This is a genomic window from Anaerolineae bacterium, assembly GCA_013178165.1.
Taxonomy (GTDB): domain Bacteria; phylum Chloroflexota; class Anaerolineae; order Aggregatilineales; family Ch27; genus Ch27.
Genome location: JABLXG010000001.1, coordinates 13,921 through 33,309, shown reverse-complemented (window position 1 = coordinate 33,309; position 19,389 = coordinate 13,921). Strand labels below are relative to the sequence as shown.

At 62.0% G+C, this 19,389-nt stretch carries 18 protein-coding genes; 14 read left to right on the top strand and 4 right to left on the bottom strand.

Annotated elements, in window-relative coordinates:
* Positions 1-2: 2 nt before the first annotated feature.
* The 3 genes from HPY64_00120 to HPY64_00110 are packed head-to-tail and all read right to left on the bottom strand — an operon-like array spanning position 3 to position 5,417.
* Entirely contained in the window at positions 3-1,163 is a 1,161-nt protein-coding gene (locus HPY64_00120; protein NPV65529.1) for a DNA double-strand break repair nuclease NurA, read from the bottom strand.
* On the bottom strand, positions 1,160-4,138 hold the full coding sequence (locus HPY64_00115) for an SMC family ATPase (protein ID NPV65528.1): 2,979 nt from the start codon (positions 4,136-4,138) through the stop codon (positions 1,160-1,162). Before HPY64_00115 ends, HPY64_00120 begins: the two co-directional genes overlap by 4 nt.
* Positions 4,125-5,417 carry an exonuclease SbcCD subunit D gene (locus HPY64_00110; GenBank protein NPV65527.1) on the bottom strand — a complete coding sequence of 431 codons (1,293 nt, stop codon included), beginning with the start codon at positions 5,415-5,417 and terminating at the stop codon, positions 4,125-4,127. The genes HPY64_00115 and HPY64_00110 overlap by 14 nt, the downstream gene beginning before the upstream one ends.
* A gap of 249 nt (positions 5,418-5,666) precedes the next feature.
* On the opposite strand from HPY64_00110, the gene HPY64_00105 reads away from it, so the two are divergent.
* The 5 genes from HPY64_00105 to HPY64_00085 all read left to right on the top strand — a co-directional run bounded on the left by HPY64_00105 (position 5,667) and on the right by HPY64_00085 (position 10,103).
* Positions 5,667-6,266 (top strand): VTT domain-containing protein, encoded by a 600-nt coding sequence (locus HPY64_00105; protein ID NPV65526.1) that lies wholly within the window; start codon positions 5,667-5,669, stop codon positions 6,264-6,266.
* A 20-nt stretch (positions 6,267-6,286) separates the two neighbouring features.
* Positions 6,287-6,787, top strand: coding sequence for a ClbS/DfsB family four-helix bundle protein (locus tag HPY64_00100; GenBank protein ID NPV65525.1), 501 nt, complete (start codon positions 6,287-6,289; stop codon positions 6,785-6,787).
* 220 nt (positions 6,788-7,007) lie between these two features.
* Positions 7,008-9,005, top strand: coding sequence for a transketolase (gene tkt, locus HPY64_00095; GenBank protein NPV65524.1), 1,998 nt, complete (start codon positions 7,008-7,010; stop codon positions 9,003-9,005).
* A gap of 15 nt (positions 9,006-9,020) precedes the next feature.
* A complete protein-coding gene (locus tag HPY64_00090; GenBank protein ID NPV65523.1) occupies positions 9,021-9,350 on the top strand; it encodes a hypothetical protein in 330 nt (109 codons plus the stop codon).
* An 18-nt stretch (positions 9,351-9,368) separates the two neighbouring features.
* Positions 9,369-10,103, top strand: coding sequence for a hypothetical protein (locus HPY64_00085; GenBank protein NPV65522.1), 735 nt, complete (start codon positions 9,369-9,371; stop codon positions 10,101-10,103).
* A 14-nt stretch (positions 10,104-10,117) separates the two neighbouring features.
* On the opposite strand, the gene HPY64_00080 is transcribed toward HPY64_00085, so the two are convergent.
* Positions 10,118-11,005, bottom strand: coding sequence for a GNAT family N-acetyltransferase (locus HPY64_00080; GenBank protein NPV65521.1), 888 nt, complete (start codon positions 11,003-11,005; stop codon positions 10,118-10,120).
* 121 nt (positions 11,006-11,126) lie between these two features.
* Between HPY64_00080 and HPY64_00075 the strand changes: the two genes are divergently transcribed.
* The 9 genes from HPY64_00075 to HPY64_00035 all read left to right on the top strand — a co-directional run bounded on the left by HPY64_00075 (position 11,127) and on the right by HPY64_00035 (position 19,386).
* Positions 11,127-11,852: a hypothetical protein gene (locus tag HPY64_00075; protein ID NPV65520.1), complete on the top strand. Its 726-nt coding sequence runs from the start codon at positions 11,127-11,129 to the stop codon at positions 11,850-11,852.
* Positions 11,853-11,960: 108 nt separating this feature from the next.
* A complete protein-coding gene (locus tag HPY64_00070; GenBank protein ID NPV65519.1) occupies positions 11,961-12,947 on the top strand; it encodes an aldo/keto reductase in 987 nt (328 codons plus the stop codon).
* 307 nt (positions 12,948-13,254) lie between these two features.
* Positions 13,255-13,689: a chorismate mutase gene (gene aroH, locus HPY64_00065; protein ID NPV65518.1), complete on the top strand. Its 435-nt coding sequence runs from the start codon at positions 13,255-13,257 to the stop codon at positions 13,687-13,689.
* Positions 13,690-13,692: 3 nt separating this feature from the next.
* Positions 13,693-14,709, top strand: coding sequence for a 3-deoxy-7-phosphoheptulonate synthase (aroF, locus tag HPY64_00060; protein ID NPV65517.1), 1,017 nt, complete (start codon positions 13,693-13,695; stop codon positions 14,707-14,709).
* The gene (locus HPY64_00055) at positions 14,706-15,617 is read left to right on the top strand and encodes a prephenate dehydrogenase/arogenate dehydrogenase family protein (GenBank protein NPV65516.1); all 912 of its coding nucleotides are present in this window, start codon (positions 14,706-14,708) and stop codon (positions 15,615-15,617) included. The genes aroF and HPY64_00055 overlap by 4 nt, the downstream gene beginning before the upstream one ends.
* Positions 15,614-16,906, top strand: a complete 1,293-nt coding sequence (gene aroA, locus HPY64_00050; protein ID NPV65515.1) for a 3-phosphoshikimate 1-carboxyvinyltransferase — start codon at positions 15,614-15,616, stop codon at positions 16,904-16,906. The genes HPY64_00055 and aroA overlap by 4 nt, the downstream gene beginning before the upstream one ends.
* Positions 16,903-17,772 carry a shikimate dehydrogenase gene (gene aroE, locus HPY64_00045; protein ID NPV65514.1) on the top strand — a complete coding sequence of 290 codons (870 nt, stop codon included), beginning with the start codon at positions 16,903-16,905 and terminating at the stop codon, positions 17,770-17,772. Before aroA ends, aroE begins: the two co-directional genes overlap by 4 nt.
* Positions 17,769-18,974 carry a chorismate synthase gene (gene aroC / locus HPY64_00040; GenBank protein ID NPV65513.1) on the top strand — a complete coding sequence of 402 codons (1,206 nt, stop codon included), beginning with the start codon at positions 17,769-17,771 and terminating at the stop codon, positions 18,972-18,974. Before aroE ends, aroC begins: the two co-directional genes overlap by 4 nt.
* Before the next feature lies 1 nt (position 18,975).
* Complete coding sequence (locus tag HPY64_00035) at positions 18,976-19,386, top strand: GNAT family N-acetyltransferase (protein NPV65512.1); 411 nt, start codon at positions 18,976-18,978, stop codon at positions 19,384-19,386.
* Positions 19,387-19,389 lie beyond the last annotated feature (3 nt).

The window sequence follows — 19,389 nt, the reverse complement described above, 5'->3', positions numbered from 1 at the left end:
CCTCACACCCGGCGTCCGCGCTTGCTGACCAGTTTGCGGCTAAAGCGCACGCTGATCCCGCGCTCGCTGGCAAACGCCTGGAACAACCGGTAAAAACGCTCGCGATCCTGCATGCTCAGGACGGCTACGGCGTCTGCCGTCTCCAGTGGATAAGGATATCCTACCCCCACGATACATTCGGCACGGACGACATCCAGTACCCATTCGTGCCGCCCCTGCTCAAAGACCCAGGCCGGCATTTCCACCCGCGCCGGCGGGTAATCCCGTGTGGTTTTGAGATACGTGAATAGCACCCGCTCGTAATACCCGCTGTCAACCACCTCATCATCCCGGCTACAGACATACCACCGCGTGCGGTCGCCCCACTGCATCCGCCGCCGGACCGCGGTGGCGTCTCCCACCCGCCCGCCGCGGTAACCGGCAGCATGGTGCAGCAGCGTGGTCAGGTCAGCAGCCAGGCTGGAGTCGATGTAGCCGATCACCGGCACGCCCGTCCTCTCAGAACACTGCAGCAGATCGACTACCTGCGCGATATAGTCGCGCTGCCGCGATTCACGCATGGTATGCACAAATGACAGAATCAGCGAGCCATCCAGAAAGGCCAGCGCCGGACCGCCCTTTCGGGCTTCCATGAACTCCTTCAGGCGCCGAACCTCGCCGACAAAGCGCCGCCACTCAACTTCGTGCTCGGCGTATCCGGCCTCAACCGCCTGCAATAACTCGGCGGGCGTCAGCACCTCCACCTGCACATCCTTGGTATAGGTGCCAGCGACATCATGCGGATTTTCGAACCAACCCACCTGAACCAGCCCGACCGGCATAGACATATCGCGGTTCGGGAAGATCTGCGAACCATCGACTGCGAATGTCGTGATCCCGACCAGCGTATTCAGGGCCCACTCACGCGCCTGGCGGTGATCCGGCCAGCGGGTCTCAAAGGGGATGATCAACGGCCGGGTGTCCTGCTCCTCGGTCGGACGCGCACCGGGCCGGTCAATTCCGGCAATGCGTGCCTCGACCTCCTGCCGCGACAGGCGGCCCATCACCAGCAGAGCCTCCTGTAGCAAGGCCAGATCTTCGCGCATGTCGCGTTCAGAAGCCTCGAATGCGCCACCCTTGCGGGCCAGAGCCTCGGCTACCCGGCTGGCATACAATGGTGTCATAGCACCCTCACCTGGCTAAGGCCATCTTCCTTGGCCACCTGAATCACGTGGTAACCGGCCTGTTCAAACGTATCGTCATGGCTGATCACAAAGAGCTGCTGTAACACCCTCAGGCTGGCCAGGTTCTCGGCCAGTTGTTCGCGCCGAATATCGTCCAGATTGGTCGTCGGTTCATCAAAAAAGGCGAACTTCACGTTGGCCAGATGCATCAGCAGCGCCAGTCGTACGGCCATCGCCGCCACCATCTGCTCTCCACCGGAAAGCAACTCAAAGTCACGCTGCTGCCCTCTCTGGTTGACCGTGATCCCGAATGCCTCATCCCAGTTCAACACCATGCTGTGATCGCCCAGGATATCGCCGAAAATCTGGTTGGCCTGTTCGCTGATTAGGCGCACCAGCTGCCGGACGATCTCGGGGCCTGCCTTGCGGATGCTCTCCCGCAGAAACTCCAAGACATCATGCCGAGTATTCAGTCGTTTCAGTTCCGCCTCCAGCGCCAGTAACTGCGCCTGAGACTCCTGTAGCACGCCAAGCCGCTCCTGATGAGCCTGCAGGGTGCGCTTCCACTCCTCCAGCCGGGTTTCCACCGCGACTCGTTCGCCCTCCAGCTCCCGCTCCCGCTGGCGCAACTCTTCATGAGCCTGAGCGTCATAGGCAGCCGCGACAGCATCGCGCTCCTGCACTACTGCCGCATGGTCTGCCTGCCAGGCAGCGCGTTGTCCCTCCAGGTTATGCAACTGCGCCCGGCGGATCTCCAGTTGTCCGGCAACAGCGACGTGCGCCAGGTACTCCCGATAGCCAGCCTCGTGACGCGCCTTCTCCTCAGCCACTGCCGCCAGCCGGGCGTCAAGATCAGCGAACTCGCGTAGTTGCCCCTCAACTTCCGCCAGCTGTGTTTCAAGGCGCTCCAGTTCCCCTGTTTGCGCGTTTAGAGCCTCCTCGATTTCCTTGCGGGTAGCAGCAATGTCCTGAACACGCTCATAGCGGCGGCGCGGATCGCCGAGCGCCTGCCACTGAGCCTCCAGTTCCGGGAGCCGAGCTACGCTCTGCTGCAGGTTAGCCACCACCGCGGCTTCGACTTCCAGCGCCCGTTCAAACGTGTGCAGGTCCGCCTGACAACGACCATAGGAGTCTGAAGCCTCCGCAGCGACATCATCATGGTCACGCTGGGCCTGCTGAACCCGCTGCTCCACAAGAGTCAGGCTGGCTGCGCTGGGCAGGTGATCCAGTTCTGCCTGCAAGCCTGCGCGCTCCACCTCGATCCCGGCGAGCTGACCGCTCACCCGATCAAGTTCGGCTTCTAGGGCGGCAAGCTCTCTGACCAGCCGTTCTTGTTCCTGCTGATAGTGATCTGCCGCCTGCGCCTGGGCATGCGCATCCATCGGTCGCCGGCAAACCGGGCAAATAGCCCCGGCTTCATCCAGCAGCGCCGCATATTCCTGCAGCTGAGCCTGATCGCTGTGCAGCCGTTCCAGCCGGACCTCCAGCGACCGCCTCCGGTCAGCCAGATCATCCAGCATCCGCCGGGCAGCGTCGAGTTGTTCCTGCACCACCCGGCTCCGCGCCACCTGATCGACCACGGCCTGCTGCTCCTGTATTTCACGATCCAGGGCAGCCTGCGCCGCGGCGAGGCGATCTGCGGCGCGCTCCAGCTGGGTCACCGCAGCACGGGCCTGTTCAGCGGCAAGATCCACGTTCTCTGCTTCAGCCTCAACAGACTCAGTGATCGGCTTCACCAGGTTCAGGCCAGCGGCCACCAGAAACGCCTGACTGCTGGCCATGCGCCTGCGCAGGTCAGCCAGAACCCCCTGCAGATGGTCAAGCTGTGCCTTACTTTGCTGAAGGGTAGCCTGGTCAGTCCGCGCCTTTGTCAGCGCCGCTTCCAAAACCTCCTGCTCGCGGACCAGCGGCTCAAGCGTGGCCATTTCCTCTTCAGCTCGAACAGCCCCTTCCAGATCGCGGCGCAGCCGATCCAGTGCGGTGGCCAGCAGGCCATGCTGTTTGTCCAGTTCGTGCTGGCGTTCCTGAACGCGGTGGTACTCCTGCTGCTTGGCCTGCAGGGCGGCCAGGTCCCGTTCAGCAGCCTCATACCCATCATAAGCTGCCTTGGTCCTGCCAACGATATCCTGGGCCGCCTCGGCTTCTCGCACGGCATTGCCTGCTGAGGTCAACTTCTCATCCAAAACCCGCAGTTCAGCGGCAGCTGCTTCGACCCGCCGCGTCAGGTCATCCAGGCGATCGCGCTGCCGATCGGCTGCCTGTCGCTGCTCACTGACGGCTGTCAGTTGCTGGCGGATATCAGCATGCTGTACTTCAGCAGCCGTCAGTTCCTGGGTAATCCGGTCGATTGCGGCGGTCACATTCGGCAGGTCAGCCAGCTTGCCCTGCAGATGAGCCTGCCGGGTCTGATTGCCAGCGATCTGGTCGCGAATATAGTGTCCTGTCTCGCTCAGGTTCTTGTAAGCGATCTCATAGGCATCCATCCGCAACAGCCGGTTGAACTTCTCCTTCCGAGCGGCTGCTGTCTCGCGGAAGATGGCCGTCATGGTTCCCTGCGGCACGCCAACAGCGTCCACAAAGAAGGTGGTCAGATCGGCGTCATCTTCGGCCTGCAGATGATCGCGGATGAACTTCAGTGTATCATCCCGGCCTTCGCAGACTTTCGCCTTGATTTGCGGATCGTAAACATACGTCTGGCTGCTACCGCCTACCGCACGCACCACCACATATTCGCGCTCATCAAGACTGCTGAAAAAGCCGACCTCTATTCGTCCGGTACGCGCCCCTTCCCGGACAAAGCTCCCCAGGTTATAGGGCTTGCGATCAAAGAGCGCCAGGCCAATCGCTTCCAGGATTGTGGACTTGCCCGCCCCATTTTCCCCCTGAATCAGGTTAACTCCCTCCTTGAAGGGGATGGTCTGGCCATCCGGCCCATAGCTCTTGATGTTGGTCAGTTGCACACTAGTGATCCACATCGCTGCCTTCTTCCATCCAGTGGAGCTGGGCGTCAAGAAGCGTGTAGATAGCCGCCGGATCCACTTTCCGTAGAGCCATCTCTTTCACTTCCTGCAACAGGGCTGTCATCTCATCCTCATGCCCTCTGAAACGCGGATCTCCCCGAACCAGCGCAGCAAACACCCTGCGCTCCAATTGCTCCCGTGTCAGGGTAGAGTCCGTCTCCACCGCCAAACCGAGCAGTGTCGTCTGGTCATCGACCCGTCCATGCAGGGGTTCGAACTCGTCCAGCACCACTTGCCGGGTTTTCTCAAGGTCAAGCTGGGAGCGATCAAAGGCCAGGTTCCCGCGCAGGATCAGGCGGACAACCGGCTTCCGGCGCTCAGGATCCGGGATCGCCTGCAGATCGGCTTCATGCTTACGTCTGGCCTCCTGAACTACTGCCTGAACCAGGCTATACAGCGCTTCCGGTGTGGTACAGAGATCAACATCAACCGTAATTGACAGGAACAATCGCCGCACATTGACGAGATGTTCGGCGCGGTGACTGCCCTCTTCTGAAACCTCAACCAGGTAAGCACCGCGCCTGTACTCCGCTTCGTCAAAGCCACATGTTTCCAGCGAACCGGGGTTGTATATCCAGTCGTCCACGGCATAGGGCTTATGCAGGTGACCGAGCGCCACGTACTGCACCACATCCTTAAGCGGGTTGATCTGGCTGAATTTGAGCCCGCCGGCCATATGCGGCATCTGACCTTCCACACCGGCATGAGTCACCAGCACGGTAAACGTGATCCCATCCGCTGGCAGAGCAGGCAACTTCTGAGCGATCTCGCCCAGCACGTGTCCTGCTGACGATCCAAGCCAGGGCACGCCTACAAACCGGATATGGCCGATATCCAGATACGCGCCCTGCTTCTCCTGACCATCCCAGGGCAGCAGCACAACGCCTGAACGGTCGAACTGCGGAGCCAGCAGATGAACAAGGCCGCGCTCGCCAAGATAATCCAGCCAGGACATCTGGGCCATGTAGCGCGCGCTATCGTGGTTGCCATGCACCACAATCACCGGCACACCGGCATCGTGCAAACGCTGCAGGCCATCCTCAGCCTGCAGCAATGTCAGCGGCTCAACTGCCGACTTGTGGAACAGGTCGCCGGCGATGACCAGCGCATCCACGCCTTTATCCAGCGCCAGCGTCACCATGTCTGCAAAGGCACGGCCAAAATCGTTGTACCGTTCCTTGAGGTTGTACTGCTGATTGCCCAGGTGAACATCCGCGATATGGAGAAACCGCACGAGACCTTCTCCTCCGACACCTATGCCGCTGTCTACCGCAAGAATAATAGAGAATCGCCGCTCACACAAGTGTTCTAATCCACTGTCACCCGGTGGGATCAACCTCTTGCAGGCAGACTACAGGCGACGCCCACCCGGTACGTTGACGGCAAGCCAGACGAGACGTAATATTCGGGCGGCTGGCCAACACGCCGGTCAGGCGGAAGGGTTATTACAGGCAGAGACGATTCCTATCCTGAGGATTTCACCATGTCGCTGGAAGACTCCCGCGTTCCCGAACCTGCGCAGAGACTGCCGATCAGCAGGTCGATCGGCACAATTCCCTGGAAGCGCGTAGGAGCGGTCGTGCTCGCGCTGGCGATCACGGTTGTGATTGCGCTGCTGGCCAACCATATCGAGGAATTGCGTGCGCTGGGCTATCTGGGCGCGTTTTTGATCATGCTGGCCGGCAATGCGACGGTGATCCTGCCCGTACCGGGACTCGTGTATGTCATTGCCATGAGCAGCACACTCAACCCCTGGCTGCTGGGGCTGGCCGCCGGACCGGGCGCTGCACTTGGTGAGCTGACAGGTTACCTGGCCGGCTATGGCGGTGTGACCCCCCTGGAGCACACCAGAGTCTACCAGCGTTTTGACCATTGGATGGATCGTTTTGGGCCGCTGGTGATTTTCGTGCTGGCCATCATCCCCAATCCTGTCTTTGATATGGCCGGTCTGCTGGCCGGGGCCTCCCATATGCCCTGGTGGCAGTTCTTGCTGGCTGCCATCCTGGGTAAGACCATCCAGTCGATTGTCCTGGCCTGGGCCGGGGCGCTTTCCATCGAATGGATCACCAGGATTTTCGCCTGAGCACCTGAAAGCAGGATACGGTGAGTAAGAAAGCACTACTTGACGATCTCCGCGCAGCGCGGGCCGAATTCCTCGCTGCCATTGAAGGGCTATCAGAGGACGAGATGCTGCGACCCGGGGTGGAAGGTATCTGGTCGGTCAAGGATATCATCGCCCACCTGATCGCCTGGGAAGCCGAACTGGTTACCGCTCTGAATCGCAAGCTCTCCCCCGCTTACCGCAATGCGCCGCCCATTGTCCTGATCGAGGACATCGATGAGTGGAACATGGAGCAATACCACCAGCACGCCAACCGTCCGCTGGACATCCTGCTGCCAGATTTTCACGGCGTGCACAAGCATCTGCTCCTGGCTATTGAAGGGCTTGATGAACAGTTACTGGAAGACCCGTTGCGCTTCGAATGGATGGAAGGCGAGCCGCTGGCTTACCTGATCCAGGAGACAGCCACCTGGCACGAGCAGGAACACGCCGAGAGCATCCGTGCCTGGCGCCGTCAGCTTCAACAGGAGGCCACGCCCTGAGGCATGACTTGCCGGGCCAGCCGGAACTGCCAGCAAGCCAGAAATCTATGGCCCAGGGTGCAGCGGAGAACAAGTCGGCAAGGTAACATGGCGGTAGATTCCTCTCGTAGATCGCCCTATCTCCTCGATTCGGCATGGTTACCCATCGCCCATCCGCTATAATAGGGGACACTTACGTGCGGCTCGCGTGTCGCCAAAGGAGTGAACTTCCGTGTCAATCATGACCCAGACGGATATCGCCAGCCTCAGCATCAATACCATTCGGATGCTCGCGGTTGACGCTATCCAGAAGGCCAACAGCGGGCATCCCGGCCTGCCCATGGGTGCGGCGCCAATGGCCTATGTGCTGTGGACTCAATTTCTGAAGCACAACCCCACCAACCCGGAATGGCCTGATCGTGACCGGTTTGTCCTGTCTGCCGGCCATGGCAGCATGTTGCTTTATAGCCTGCTTTATCTGACTGGCTACGGCGTTTCCCTGGAAGACCTCAAACAGTTCCGCCAATGGGGCAGCGCCACCCCTGGCCATCCAGAATATGGTGAAACGCCTGGCGTGGAGACAACAACCGGCCCGCTCGGTCAGGGCTTTGCCACAGCGGTGGGTATGGCCGTAGCGGAGGCGCATCTTGCCGCCGTCTTCAACCGCCCCGGTTATCCCATCATTGATCACTACACCTATGTCCTGGCCTCGGATGGCGACCTCATGGAAGGCATCAGCCATGAGGCGGCTTCGCTGGCCGGGCATCTTGGCCTCCACAAGCTCATCTGCCTGTACGACGACAACCATATCACCCTGGCCGGCCCTACCAGCGATACCTTCAGCGAAGACATTCCGGCGCGCTTCAGGGCTTACGGCTGGCATGTGCTTCAGGTTGACGACGGCAATGATGTTGATGCGCTGGCGGGTGCCCTGCGCGCAGCCCATCAGGTGACCGATCGGCCAATCCTGATCGATGTTCGCACGACCATCGGCTATGGCAGCCCCAACAAGGCCAATTCCCATGAGGCCCATGGTTCCCCCCTGGGGGCAGACGAGGTGCGGCTGACCAAGGAGAACCTGGGCTGGCCAGCCGAGCCGACCTTCTACGTGCCGCCCGAAGTCCTCGACCATATGCGTAAGGCCAAGGATCGTGGCCGTGAAAGTCAGCAGGCTTGGAGCGAACTGCTGGCAGCCTACGAAGACGCCTATCCGGACCTCTACGCGGAACTGGCGCGGGCCTGGGCCGGCGAGCTACCGGCAGACTGGGACGCCGACCTGCCCACCTTCTCCCCGGAAAGCGGGGCCATGGCTACCCGCAAGGCTGGCGGCAAAGTCCTGAACGCTATCGCTCGCCGCGTGAAGACCATGATTGGCGGCGATGCCGACCTGGCGCCCAGCACCAATACCCTGATCAGCGGCACCGGCAACTTCAGCCGGCACGACTACAGCGCCCGCAACGTGCGCTTTGGCGTCCGTGAGCATGCCATGGGCGCGATGGTCAACGGTATGGCGCTGCACGGCGGTATCTGCCGACCTTATTCAGCCACCTTCATGGTTTTCAGCGATTATATGCGCCCTGCCGTGCGTCTGGGCGCGCTGATGGACCTGCCGACACTGTACATTTTCACCCACGACAGCGTGGGCGTCGGCGAAGATGGCCCCACGCACCAGCCAGTCGAGCATCTGGCTGCACTGCGGGCCATCCCGAACCTGACCGTGATCCGCCCGGCAGACGCCAATGAGACCGTTGGCGCCTACCGCGCCATCATGGAAAGCCGCGGCCCGGTTGCCCTGGTGCTGACCCGCCAGGACCTGCCGGTACTCGATCCAGCGACGGTTGGTGATGTGCGCAAAGGCGCCTATATTCTGTTCGACAGCGCGCCCAGACCCGAGGTCATCCTGATCGGCACGGGCAGCGAAGTGCAGTTTGCGCTAGCCGCGGGCCAACAGCTGGCCGCGGAGGGGATTGCAGTGCGCGTGGTCAGCATGCCCAGCCAGGAGTTGTTCGCCCGCCAGCCGCTGGAATACCGCCAGTCCGTGCTGCCGCCGGATGTCCGCAAACGGGTGAGCATCGAAGCAGGCGTGGGGATGGGCTGGCACCGCTGGGTTGGCGACGAAGGTGTCATTATCAGCGTGGAGCGTTTTGGGGCCTCGGCGCCCATGAAGGTGATCTATCAGCACTTCGGCCTGACCACTGAGGCTGTGGTGGAGGCCGCCAAACGGCTGCTGCAGCGCTAACGCCATGGTGACCTGATGAACTCGGTGGATCTGGAGCAACAGGAAGCCGCCGATATCCTCTTCTTTGAGGCTGAAGGGCGAGGGGGATTCCTGGACAGCCTGGAGTCCAGACGCATCTTTGATGAACTGCACTGGCAACGGCTGTGGCAGGCCGTTGCCAGTCTGGCTCATTACACCAATGGTGTGCTGGATATCTGGGCGGAATACGACCTCTCCCGGATCATTGACGCCATCCAGAAACACAGCCTCGCCCTGGTAGGACGCCAGTACAGCAGCCTGGATGATTTTGAAAGACATGTCCTGGATGCGGCTCTATTCCTGCAGAACATCTTCAGCAGTATCTGACGACCTGGAGAACGTCCCATCGCTGTCCAAGTTCCCGCCCCAACCTGCATCTGGGCCATCTCTGACCTGCATCTAAGTCTGGCCAGGCCGCGTGACCAGACTCGCTATGGGCCTGTCTGGAAGGATCACGTGGCGCGACTCCGCACCGCCTGGAAGGAATGCGTCGCTCCGGGCGATGTGGTACTGATCCCCGGCGACCTGAGCTGGGCGCATTCGCCGCTACAGGTGCTCCCGGATGTCCAGTGGCTTGCTTCCCTGCCAGGACGTAAAGTCCTTGTGCGCGGTAATCATGACTTCTGGTGGAAGAAGCTGGAACAGGTTCGCCGCCAAGTCTTGCCAGCGGATATGCTGGCCGTCCAGGGTTCCTGTGTGCTTCTGGACGGCGTGATCGTTTGCGGCACGATGGGCCACATCGCGCCCAATGATCCCTACTATCAGCCACACAAGCTCAAAAGCTATCGCCGGGAGCTGCACTGGCTGCGTCAGGCATTGCAGACGGCGCAGGAGCTACGAACGAATGGCGAGCCGATTATCCTGATGTTGCACTACCCGCCATATACTTCCAGCGGTCAGGCTAGCGGCTTTACAGAGGTGATCCGCCACTTTCAGCCTGATGCCTGTGTTTACGGTCACCTGCATCTCCCCGGCGAATGGGCAACAGCCGTCATCGGCGAACGGGAGGGCACCCGTTATCACCTGGTGGCCGCGGACTACGTGAACATGACCCCGCAGCGTGTCTGGCCGCCTGAATAACAGCCCTCCCGGTCTTACAGGTTTGTCAAATCCAGGCGCATTTCGTAGGCTTGCTCTACCGGCCGGAAACCCAGCGCGCTCAACCGCTCGTAGGTCCGGCTGTGCAGCGGCTCTTCCAACAGCGCCAGGGGCAGATGAGGGTCGAACGCAGCGCAGGCCGCCTTTAACAGTGCATGCACATCCTCAGGCTCAGCATCCGGCCGCAAGCCGAGATGCACGATCTCAGTTTGCCGGAAGTAAACCGAACGGCGGGCCAGCAGCAACCCTTGCCGATTCTCAAAAGCGCGGGCATCCGCCATCACCAGCAAGGAAGGTAGATCGCGCTCCCAGGTCGGTCGCGTAGACTTACCGCCGCCAAACCAGTTCACCACTGCCGCCTCAATATCGCCCAGCCGTTCCTGCGCCTCGTCGGTTCCGCCAGTCTCCACATGCCCGCGTAGTGTCGCCACCTCGCGCACATGCTGGAAGCCGGCCTGCCGGTAAATCCGCATCGCCGCTTCGTTGGTGACGTTCACCAGCAGCGACACCTCCTGCAATCCCGCCAGATACGCCTGTTCAACCAGCGCGGCAAACAGCCTGTGCCCGTATCCCTGGCGACGAAAACGCGGCGCCACGCCAAAATCGAGCACAAAGCCCCGCTTCCCCCGGCGGCACAGTACCCCGATTCCGACAAACTGCCCATCAGGCAGGTAGGCCATCAGCGAATGGGCAAGGTCAGCGGCATTCACCCGGCAATGCTCTGCATAGACAGCCGGGGTATCGAATTCTGTCTCCCAGACAGTGCAAATGGCCCCCGCGATGGTCGTCATCGACTCGCGCAGAGCAGTGGAGATAATGAGATCGGTATAGTCGCCCCGCATAAGCTGGCTCGCCTCCGGGAACACTGTGGCCGTGCACGGCATGAGTGTACTCAAACCTCCCCGGATGTGGTATATCTCCGCGCATCGACCAAGCTGCTGGGCGCAGAGCCGCAAGGTCTGCTAGAATAGGCGGCAACGCTCCTGTAGCGGGAGAGAGCAGAGCATGTCCGACCTGCATGATCACGAGGCCATCCCCCCGGAGGACGCTGCGGTAATCCCGTCCCTGCCGGAATCACCAGCAGACCAGCCACCAGTCGATAGCTCAACATCCGAACTGGTGACGACGACAGCCGACGAGAGCCAGCTTGCCGGGCGCGAAATTCCTGAACTGGTGCGCCGGCCAGCTCACAGGCCAGCGGAGCGCCCGCCACGCGGGTTGCACACCACCCTGGCCGGGATTCTGCTCATCGCGCTTGGGGTGATTCTGGTATGGCCGGTTCTCACCGGGGGTTACATCCTCGTACCTAACGTGATCGCGGTGATTGCAATCACTGGCTGGGCGCTCAGCCTGCTGGCATACTGGCACCATACCGGCCGCCAAGCGCGTGGAGCACTGTTTCTGGCGCTGATGTTACTGTTCTGGGTAGGGACAACCGCCATAGCCTACGCTCAGGGCGCGCTGGATAGCCGCCTGTGGCCGCTGTATGTTGCCGTCCTCGGCCTGGCTATCTTGCTCACCTACGTTGGGGATCGGCAACGCGAATCCCGCCTGGCGACGCCCGGCATTATCTTGTTGCTCGCCGGCCTGATCGGATTGCTGATCACTTACGACATCATCCCCCCGGCCATCCTGGCGACGATCAGTGGGGCTTGGCCGTGGGTGGTTGTTGTGCTGATTCTGGCACTGTTGCCGCTTGCTTTCCAGCGCGCACCACGTCGTCGCTCATGAAGTACACCGCGGAGGGTAGCCGTTCAACAGCCGCGTTTGTCGTTGGCCTGTAGGCCATTGCGCTCGCACCTGATCGCGGTGCCAACCACATTTAGGGAGGAGCAATTCATGGAATACCGGCAGTTAGGTCGCACCGACATGCGTGTATCGGTCATCAGTTTCGGCGCCTGGGCGATTGGCGCCGACTGGGGCCGCGTCAGTGAAGAGGATGCCCTGGGTGCGCTGAACACCGCGATTGACCTGGGAGTCAACTTCATCGACACCGCTGATGTCTATGGTGATGGACGCAGCGAGCGCCTGATCGCCCAGGTGCTGAAGGGCCGTCGGGAGCGCGTCTTTGTCGCTACCAAAGCCGGCCGCCGTCTCAACCCCCATATCCCGGAAGGCTACAATTACGCCAATCTGTCGGCGTTTGTGGAGCGCAGCCTCAAGAATCTTGACACCGAAACGCTCGATCTGGTTCAACTCCATTGTCCGCCAACGCCGGTGTACACCCAGGATTCCACCTTTGAGGCCCTGGAACGTCTGGTGCAGGAGGGCAAGATCCGCTACTACGGCATCAGTGTGGAAAAGGTGAGCGAGGCGCTCACCGCCATCGAACGCTACCCGAACATCCAGAGTGTCCAGATTATCTTCAATATGTTCCGCCTCAAACCAGCTGAGGAGTTCTTCCCCGTGGCCAGGCAGAAACAGGTGGGCATCCTGGCTCGCGTCCCGCTGGCCAGCGGCCTGCTGACCGGCAAGATGACGCCTCAAACGCAGTTCAGCGCGGATGATCATCGCCACTACAACCGCTATGGAGAAGCCTTTGATGTAGGCGAGACCTTCTCCGGCGTGCCCTACGAAGTCGGCCTGCAGGCGGTTGAGGAGTTGAAAGCCGCTCTGCCGCCGGGTTATACCATGATTCAGGCTGCGCTGCGCTGGATCACGATGTTCGATGCGGTGACCTGCGCTATCCCTGGCATCAAGCGGCCCGACCAGGCCCGCCAGAACATTGCTGCGGCAGACCTGGCTCCCCTGTCGAAACCCTACATGGAGAAAGTCGCCGAGGTCTACAATCGCTATATCCGCCAGCACGTCCATCACCGCTGGTAGTGCAGACTCCGGGTTAACCTGCACAAAGCTGCCCGCGAATTTGTTGACAGCACCGGGTAATCCGGCTATGCTCTAGCCAAATCAGGTTGCACAGGAGTTGTCAGCGTGCCTGAGTCCGTTCGCTTCGCCGTTGAAAACCACTTCTCCTACCGCTCCGGCGGCTATTTTGGCTTCTACTTTTACGCGAAGCGACATAACGGACGCAGGCGTTAGCGGCTGACGACGCATCACATCGGGTTGAGGGAAGCGCAGGGCTAACGCCCCTGCGCTTTTTTGTTATCAGGGAGCTGCTGGAAGGAGAGGCATCATGGTCGATCTTCCCCCCAGAGTATGCCGGGGCGTTCGCGGCGCTACCGTGGCCGACGCCGATACCCCGGAGGACATCCACCGCGTCACACGGGAATTACTCAGGGCGCTGATCGCCGCCAATGCCATTGAAGAGGCCGATGTCGCCAGCGCGATCTTCACCGCCACACCGGACCTGACCAGCGCCTACCCGGCCACGGCGGCGCGCCAGATCGGCTGGCAGGACACTGCCCTGCTCAGCGCCGTCGAGATCGCGCCACCGGGCAGCCTACCCCGCTGTATCCGCATCCTTATCCACTGGAACACCCACCTCCCCCAGCACGAAATCCGGCATATCTACCTGCGCGGTGCAGAAATCCTGCGACCAGACCGCGCTCTGAACCTTACGCCCGCGCCTGACAATAGTGATAGCCCTACCGGGGCCAAGGAGAAATGAATGATGATTGTTGTGATGAAGGCTGGCGCCTCAACCAAAGAGATTTCTGCGGTAATCGCCAAGATCAAGAAACTTGGCTACGAAGCTCACCTCAGCAGCGGTCAGGAGCGTACCATCATCGGCATTGTCGGGGATGGTAGCGTCCGGCAGTACCGCGAACAATTCGAACTGATGGATGGCGTGGAGCGCACAATGCCGGTCAGCCATCCGTACAAGCTGGCCAGCCGGGAGTTCCATCCGGATAACACCCTGGTCGCCCTCAACGATCACCAGGTGGGCGACACGCGAATCGTGGTGATCGCCGGCCCCTGTTCAGTGGAGAGCCGCGCGCAGATTCTGGAAACCGCCCACGCCGTCAAAGAAGCTGGCGCGACTGCCCTGCGCGGCGGCGCGTTCAAACCGCGCACGTCGCCCTACGCCTTCCAGGGTCTGGGCGAAGAGGGGCTGAAGTACCTGGCTGAGGCGCGGGAGGAAACCGGCCTGCCGGTCGTGACGGAAGTCATGGACCCGGAAAGCGTCCCGCTGGTCTGCGACTACGCCGACGTCCTCCAGATCGGCGCGCGTAACATGCAGAACTACTCGCTATTGCACGCTGTTGGCAAGGCGCAACATACGGTATTGCTCAAGCGCGGCATGAGCAACACGATCGAGGAGTTGCTGATGTCCGCTGAATACATCCTCAGCCACGGTAACACCCGCCTGATGTTGTGCGAGCGCGGCATCCGTACCTTTGAGCGTTACACCCGCAATACCTTCGATCTCAACGCCATCCCCGTCCTTAAGGAACGCACCCACCTGCCCGTGATCGCCGATCCCAGCCACGCCACCGGTTACTGGCAGTACGTGGCCCCCGCAGCCCGCGCGGCCATCGCCGCTGGTGCGGATGGCATCATTGTCGAGGTACATCCCAGGCCGGAAGAAGCTGTCTCCGATGGTATGCAGTCGCTGACTCCGGAACGCTTCGCTAAGATGATGCAGGAATTGCGCCGGGTGGCTGAAGCGGTAGATCGGACACTATGAGCATGACTCTGCAAGACCAGACTGTGGCTGTTGTCGGGCTGGGGCTGATGGGCGGGTCGGCAGCACTGGCGCTGAGGGACAAGGTCCAGCGGTTGGTGGGCGTCGATCCGGATGCGGCAACGCTGGACTACGCCCTTCAACACCGCATCATTGACACCGCAACGCCGGATCTACGGGAAGGCGTCAGCGAGGCGCAGACCGTCATTCTGGCTGCCCCGGTGCAGGTTATCCTGGATCTGTTGCAAAACCGCATTGGCAGCTACCTGCGAGCCAACACGCTGTTGATCGATCTGGGCAGCACCAAAGCCCGCATCTGTGAGGCGATGAGCAACCTGCCGATAAGTGTCCTGGCGATGGGCGGTCATCCAATGTGCGGCAAAGAGCGCAGCGGCATCCAGGAAGCCGACGCAACGCTCTACCGGGGGCGCCCATTCGTCCTGTGCGCGCCGCGGCGTGTCACCCCCGCTGCACGCCTGCGCGCCCTGGAGCTGGTCGATGCGCTGGCGGCAGTGCCGGTTGAGATGGACCCTGACCGCCATGATCATCTGGTCGCCGGGATCAGCCATCTGCCCTACCTGCTGAGCACGGCGCTGGTGCGCACTGTTGACGGAGAAGCCCAGGCCGATCCGATGATCTGGCAACTGGCCGCCAGTGGCTTCCGTGACACCTCCCGGCTGGCTGCCAGCGATATCCGTATGATGAGCGACATCATCAGCACCAATACGACCGCCATCGCCCGCCTGCTGGCGCTGTTCCGTGTCCAGCTGGCCATACTGGAGGTTGCCCTGATTTCCCACGATAGCCAGGAACTTGCCGCCCTGCTGCAGAGCGCTCATGATGCGCGCGTGCGCTGGGCCAGTGAATTCGGTTTGGAGCAGCACCTGCCGACCAGAGAAAAGCACCCATGACCGACCCTGTCACCCTGACCATCCGCCCCGCCGGTGCATTGCGGGGCCAGACCACCATCCCCGGCGATAAGAGCATCAGCCACCGGGCCGTTATGTTCGCCGCCCTGGCGCATGGCGACAGCACCATCCGCGGCTGGCTCCCGGCGGGCGATACGCTGGCCACCCTCGGCGCAATCCGTGCCCTGGGGGTGCCGGTAGAGCGCCCCGATCCGACCACCTTGCTTGTGCAGGGCGGCACGCTCCGCCCGCCACGTGAACCCCTGTATCTGGATAACGCTGGCACCGGCTTGCGCCTGCTGGCCGGTATCCTGGCCGGGCAACCGTTTTCCAGCACCCTGGACGGCTCGGCGCAACTCCGGCGCCGTCCGATGCGCCGCCTGACGGAGCCATTGCGGCTGATGGGCGCGCGAGTTACCGATACGGATGGCCTGCCACCGCTGCATTTCGAGCCGGCCCATCTGCGCGGCATCCACTATGCCATGCCCATCGCCAGCGGGCAGGTCAAGAGTGCCCTGCTGCTCGCCGGGCTGTTCGCTGACGGCCCCACAACCGTCATCCAGCCCGGCCCGGCTCGTGATCATACCGAGCGATTGCTCCTGTCAATGGGTGCAGATCTGACGCTGAACGGCAATACCGTCACCCTGCAACCTGGAAACCCTTTGCAGCCCCTCAACCTGACCGTGCCAGGCGACTTTTCCTCAGCGGCATTCCTGCTGATCGCGGCCACCATTGTGCCGGACAGTTATGTCACCCTGGAAAATATCGATCTCAATCCAACCCGCACCGGCTTGCTGGATGTCCTTATAGCGATGGGGGCGCGTATCTCGGTTGTCGAGACCGGCACAGCTGGTGGCGATCCGGTCGGCACGCTCAGCGTTGCAGCGGCGCCGCTCAACGCCTGTGAGATCGCCGGAGAAACGGTCGTCAGGATGATCGACGAATTCCCGATCCTGATGATCGCTGCCCTGTGCGCCGAAGGTGAAACTACTGTGCGGGATGCCCGCGAATTGCGAGTCAAGGAGACCGACCGCATCGCCGTGATGGCCGCCGAGTTGCGCAAAATGGGCGCTGTGATCGCCGAGCACGAAGACGGCTTCACCATCCGCGGCCCGCAGCAACTGCAGGGGGCTGTTGTGGATGGCCATGATGATCACCGGATTGCCATGAGCCTGACCGTGGCGGGACTGATCGCTGCCGGGACGACCGTCGTGAACGACGCCGCCTGCGCCGCGGACTCGTTTCCGGGCTTTGCCGCCACCCTGGCGCGGCTGGGAGCACACGTGCAATGACCGCCAGAGCTACTCACCGGGTTGGCCTGATCGGGTGGCCGGTGGCACACAGCGTCAGCCCGGCCATGTTCAACGCGGCCTTCGCTGCGCTGGGCCTCAACTGGCACTATGACGCCTATCCCATTCCCCCTGCTGATCTCGCTGCTGGATTCCGGGCGCTACAGGCGGCTGGCCTCCGCGGGATGAATGTCACCGTGCCCCACAAACGCGCCGTGATCGATCTGCTGGATGGCATCCGTCCAGAAGCACAACTGATCGGCGCAGTCAACACCATCACCGCTGTAGTGGAAGGCAGCGTCACCCACTGGGAAGGGACGAACACCGACGCCGCTGGCCTCCACGAGGACCTCTTCACTCTGGTCGGCCTGCCTGAACCGGGAGCCAGCGCCCTGATTCTGGGGGCGGGCGGCGCTGCCCGTGCGGCGACAGTCGTACTGGCCCGGCAGGGATATGCGCTCACGATTGCCTCCCGCACGCCGGAACGTGGTGAGCAACTGGTCAGCGAAGCCAGGCGCAACCTGCCAGCGCAAACGGAGGCCCATGCCATCCCCTGGGAGGTGCTCAGGCGCATCGACCTGAGCCAGGTCCGCCTGATCGTCAACTGCACGCCGGTCGGCATGTGGCCGCACGACGATGAAACGCCCTGGCCTGCTGATCTGGCGATCCCACCGGGGGCGGTGGTGTATGATATGGTCTACCGCCCAGCGCAAACCCGTCTGATGCGTCAGGCGTTGGATCGCGGCGCAATGGCGTACAACGGCCTCGGGATGCTTGTTCGCCAGGGCGCAGCAGCCTTCACCCTCTGGACAGGGCGGGAGGCCCCGGTCGACATCATGCTACACGCAGCAAGGCAGGCTCTTGGATGAACACGACACGATTGCGCTTTCTCACCGCGGGCGAATCGCACGGCCCGCTGCTCACCGCCATTCTGGAAGGGATGCCCGCCGGGCTACCGCTCGACCCGGAGGAGATCAACCGCGACCTGGCCCGCCGTCAGCAGGGCTACGGTAGCGGCGGACGGATGCAGATCGAGCGCGATCAGGTGCGTCTGACTGCTGGTGTGATGGCCGGGCAAACCACCGGCGCACCGATCGCTCTGGTCATCGGCAACCGGGACTGGAAGCACTGGGCCGGGCGGGACATCACTCCCCTGACCACTCCCCGCCCCGGCCACGCTGACCTGACCGGAGCTATCAAGTATGGCTACCGCGACCTGCGCCTGGCGCTGGAGCGGGCCAGTGCCCGCGAGACAGCGGCGCGGGTGGCAGTCGGAGCCATCTGCAAAAAGCTGCTGTCCGCTTTTGGGATTGTGGTCGGCGGCTATGTCACCCGCATTGGCCCTGTAGAAGCGAGCCTGCCCCCGGAGATGGACTATCTTGCCCGTTTCGCCAGGGCTGAAGCCAGCGAGGTTCGCTGCCCGGACGACGACACCGACGCCGCCATGCATGAAGCGATCCGCCAGGCCAAAATCGCCAAGGACACGCTCGGTGGCATCTTCGAGATTGTGGCGCTGGGCCTGCCGCCCGGTCTGGGTAGCCATGTGCACTGGGATCGCCGGCTGACGGGCCGGCTACTGGCCGCCCTGGGCAGCATCCCATCGATCAAAGGGGCTGAGATCGGGCACGCGTTTGCCAACACTGCCCTGCCCGGTACACAGGTTCACGACGAGATCGTGGCAGAAGACGGCCTGCTGCGCCGCAAGTCCAATCGCGCCGGCGGCCTGGAAGGAGGCATCACTACTGGCGAGCCGCTGATCCTGCGCGCTGCCATGAAGCCGATCAGCACCACCCTCACGCCACTGGCAACGGTCGACCTGGCAACCGGCGAGGCGAGCCAGACGGTCTATGAACGCTCGGATTTCTGCGCTGTACCGCGCGCCGTGGTCATCGGCGAAGCGATGGTCGCCTTTGTGCTGGCTGATGCCCTGCTGGAAAAACTCGGCGGCGATCATCTGGAAGAATTAGTGGCTCGTTTTGCTGCCCTGCGCCAGGGGTTGCTCAGTGAGTTGACTATGCGAAACGAACCCTGGCAGTTTGGCTACGACTGGCCGTCTGATCTGGAGTTGTAGCATGACCATCCGCTACACCGATTCCTTGAGCGGAATCACCCCTGTCCAACTGCGTGGCTTCTTTGTTGGCTGGCCGAACCCGCCTTCTCCGGAGACACACCTCAGGATTCTACAGGGGAGCGCGTTTATCTGGCTGGCGGTGGATGACACCAGCGGGCGCGTCGTCGGCTTCGTCAACGCCATCAGCGACGGGCTGCACGCCGCGTTCATCCCCAACCTGGAAGTGCTGCCAGAATACCAGGGGCGCGGCATCGGCACCGGCCTGATGCAGCGGATGATCGCCACATGCCGTCATCTGTACGCGTTGGACCTGGTCTGCGACGCCGCGCTGCAGCCTTTTTACGAGCGCCTGGGGATGCGTGCCGTCACCGGCATAGCCCTCCGCCATTACGATCGGCAGGCCGGAGGGTGAACC

What these genes read in the sequence shown, in the direction of transcription:
- HPY64_00120 (NPV65529.1), bottom strand. Translation starts at nt 1,163, where the DNA reads ATGACACCATTGTATGCCAGCCGGGTAGCCGAGGCTCTGGCCCGCAAG.
- HPY64_00115 (NPV65528.1), bottom strand. Translation starts at nt 4,138, where the DNA reads ATGTGGATCACTAGTGTGCAACTGACCAACATCAAGAGCTATGGGCCG.
- HPY64_00105 (NPV65526.1), top strand. Translation starts at nt 5,667, where the DNA reads ATGTCGCTGGAAGACTCCCGCGTTCCCGAACCTGCGCAGAGACTGCCG.
- tkt (NPV65524.1), top strand. Translation starts at nt 7,008, where the DNA reads ATGACCCAGACGGATATCGCCAGCCTCAGCATCAATACCATTCGGATG.
- HPY64_00090 (NPV65523.1), top strand. Translation starts at nt 9,021, where the DNA reads ATGAACTCGGTGGATCTGGAGCAACAGGAAGCCGCCGATATCCTCTTC.
- HPY64_00080 (NPV65521.1), bottom strand. Translation starts at nt 11,005, where the DNA reads ATGCCGTGCACGGCCACAGTGTTCCCGGAGGCGAGCCAGCTTATGCGG.
- HPY64_00075 (NPV65520.1), top strand. Translation starts at nt 11,127, where the DNA reads ATGTCCGACCTGCATGATCACGAGGCCATCCCCCCGGAGGACGCTGCG.
- HPY64_00070 (NPV65519.1), top strand. Translation starts at nt 11,961, where the DNA reads ATGGAATACCGGCAGTTAGGTCGCACCGACATGCGTGTATCGGTCATC.
- aroH (NPV65518.1), top strand. Translation starts at nt 13,255, where the DNA reads ATGGTCGATCTTCCCCCCAGAGTATGCCGGGGCGTTCGCGGCGCTACC.
- aroF (NPV65517.1), top strand. Translation starts at nt 13,693, where the DNA reads ATGATTGTTGTGATGAAGGCTGGCGCCTCAACCAAAGAGATTTCTGCG.
- HPY64_00055 (NPV65516.1), top strand. Translation starts at nt 14,706, where the DNA reads ATGAGCATGACTCTGCAAGACCAGACTGTGGCTGTTGTCGGGCTGGGG.
- aroA (NPV65515.1), top strand. Translation starts at nt 15,614, where the DNA reads ATGACCGACCCTGTCACCCTGACCATCCGCCCCGCCGGTGCATTGCGG.
- aroE (NPV65514.1), top strand. Translation starts at nt 16,903, where the DNA reads ATGACCGCCAGAGCTACTCACCGGGTTGGCCTGATCGGGTGGCCGGTG.
- aroC (NPV65513.1), top strand. Translation starts at nt 17,769, where the DNA reads ATGAACACGACACGATTGCGCTTTCTCACCGCGGGCGAATCGCACGGC.
- HPY64_00035 (NPV65512.1), top strand. Translation starts at nt 18,976, where the DNA reads ATGACCATCCGCTACACCGATTCCTTGAGCGGAATCACCCCTGTCCAA.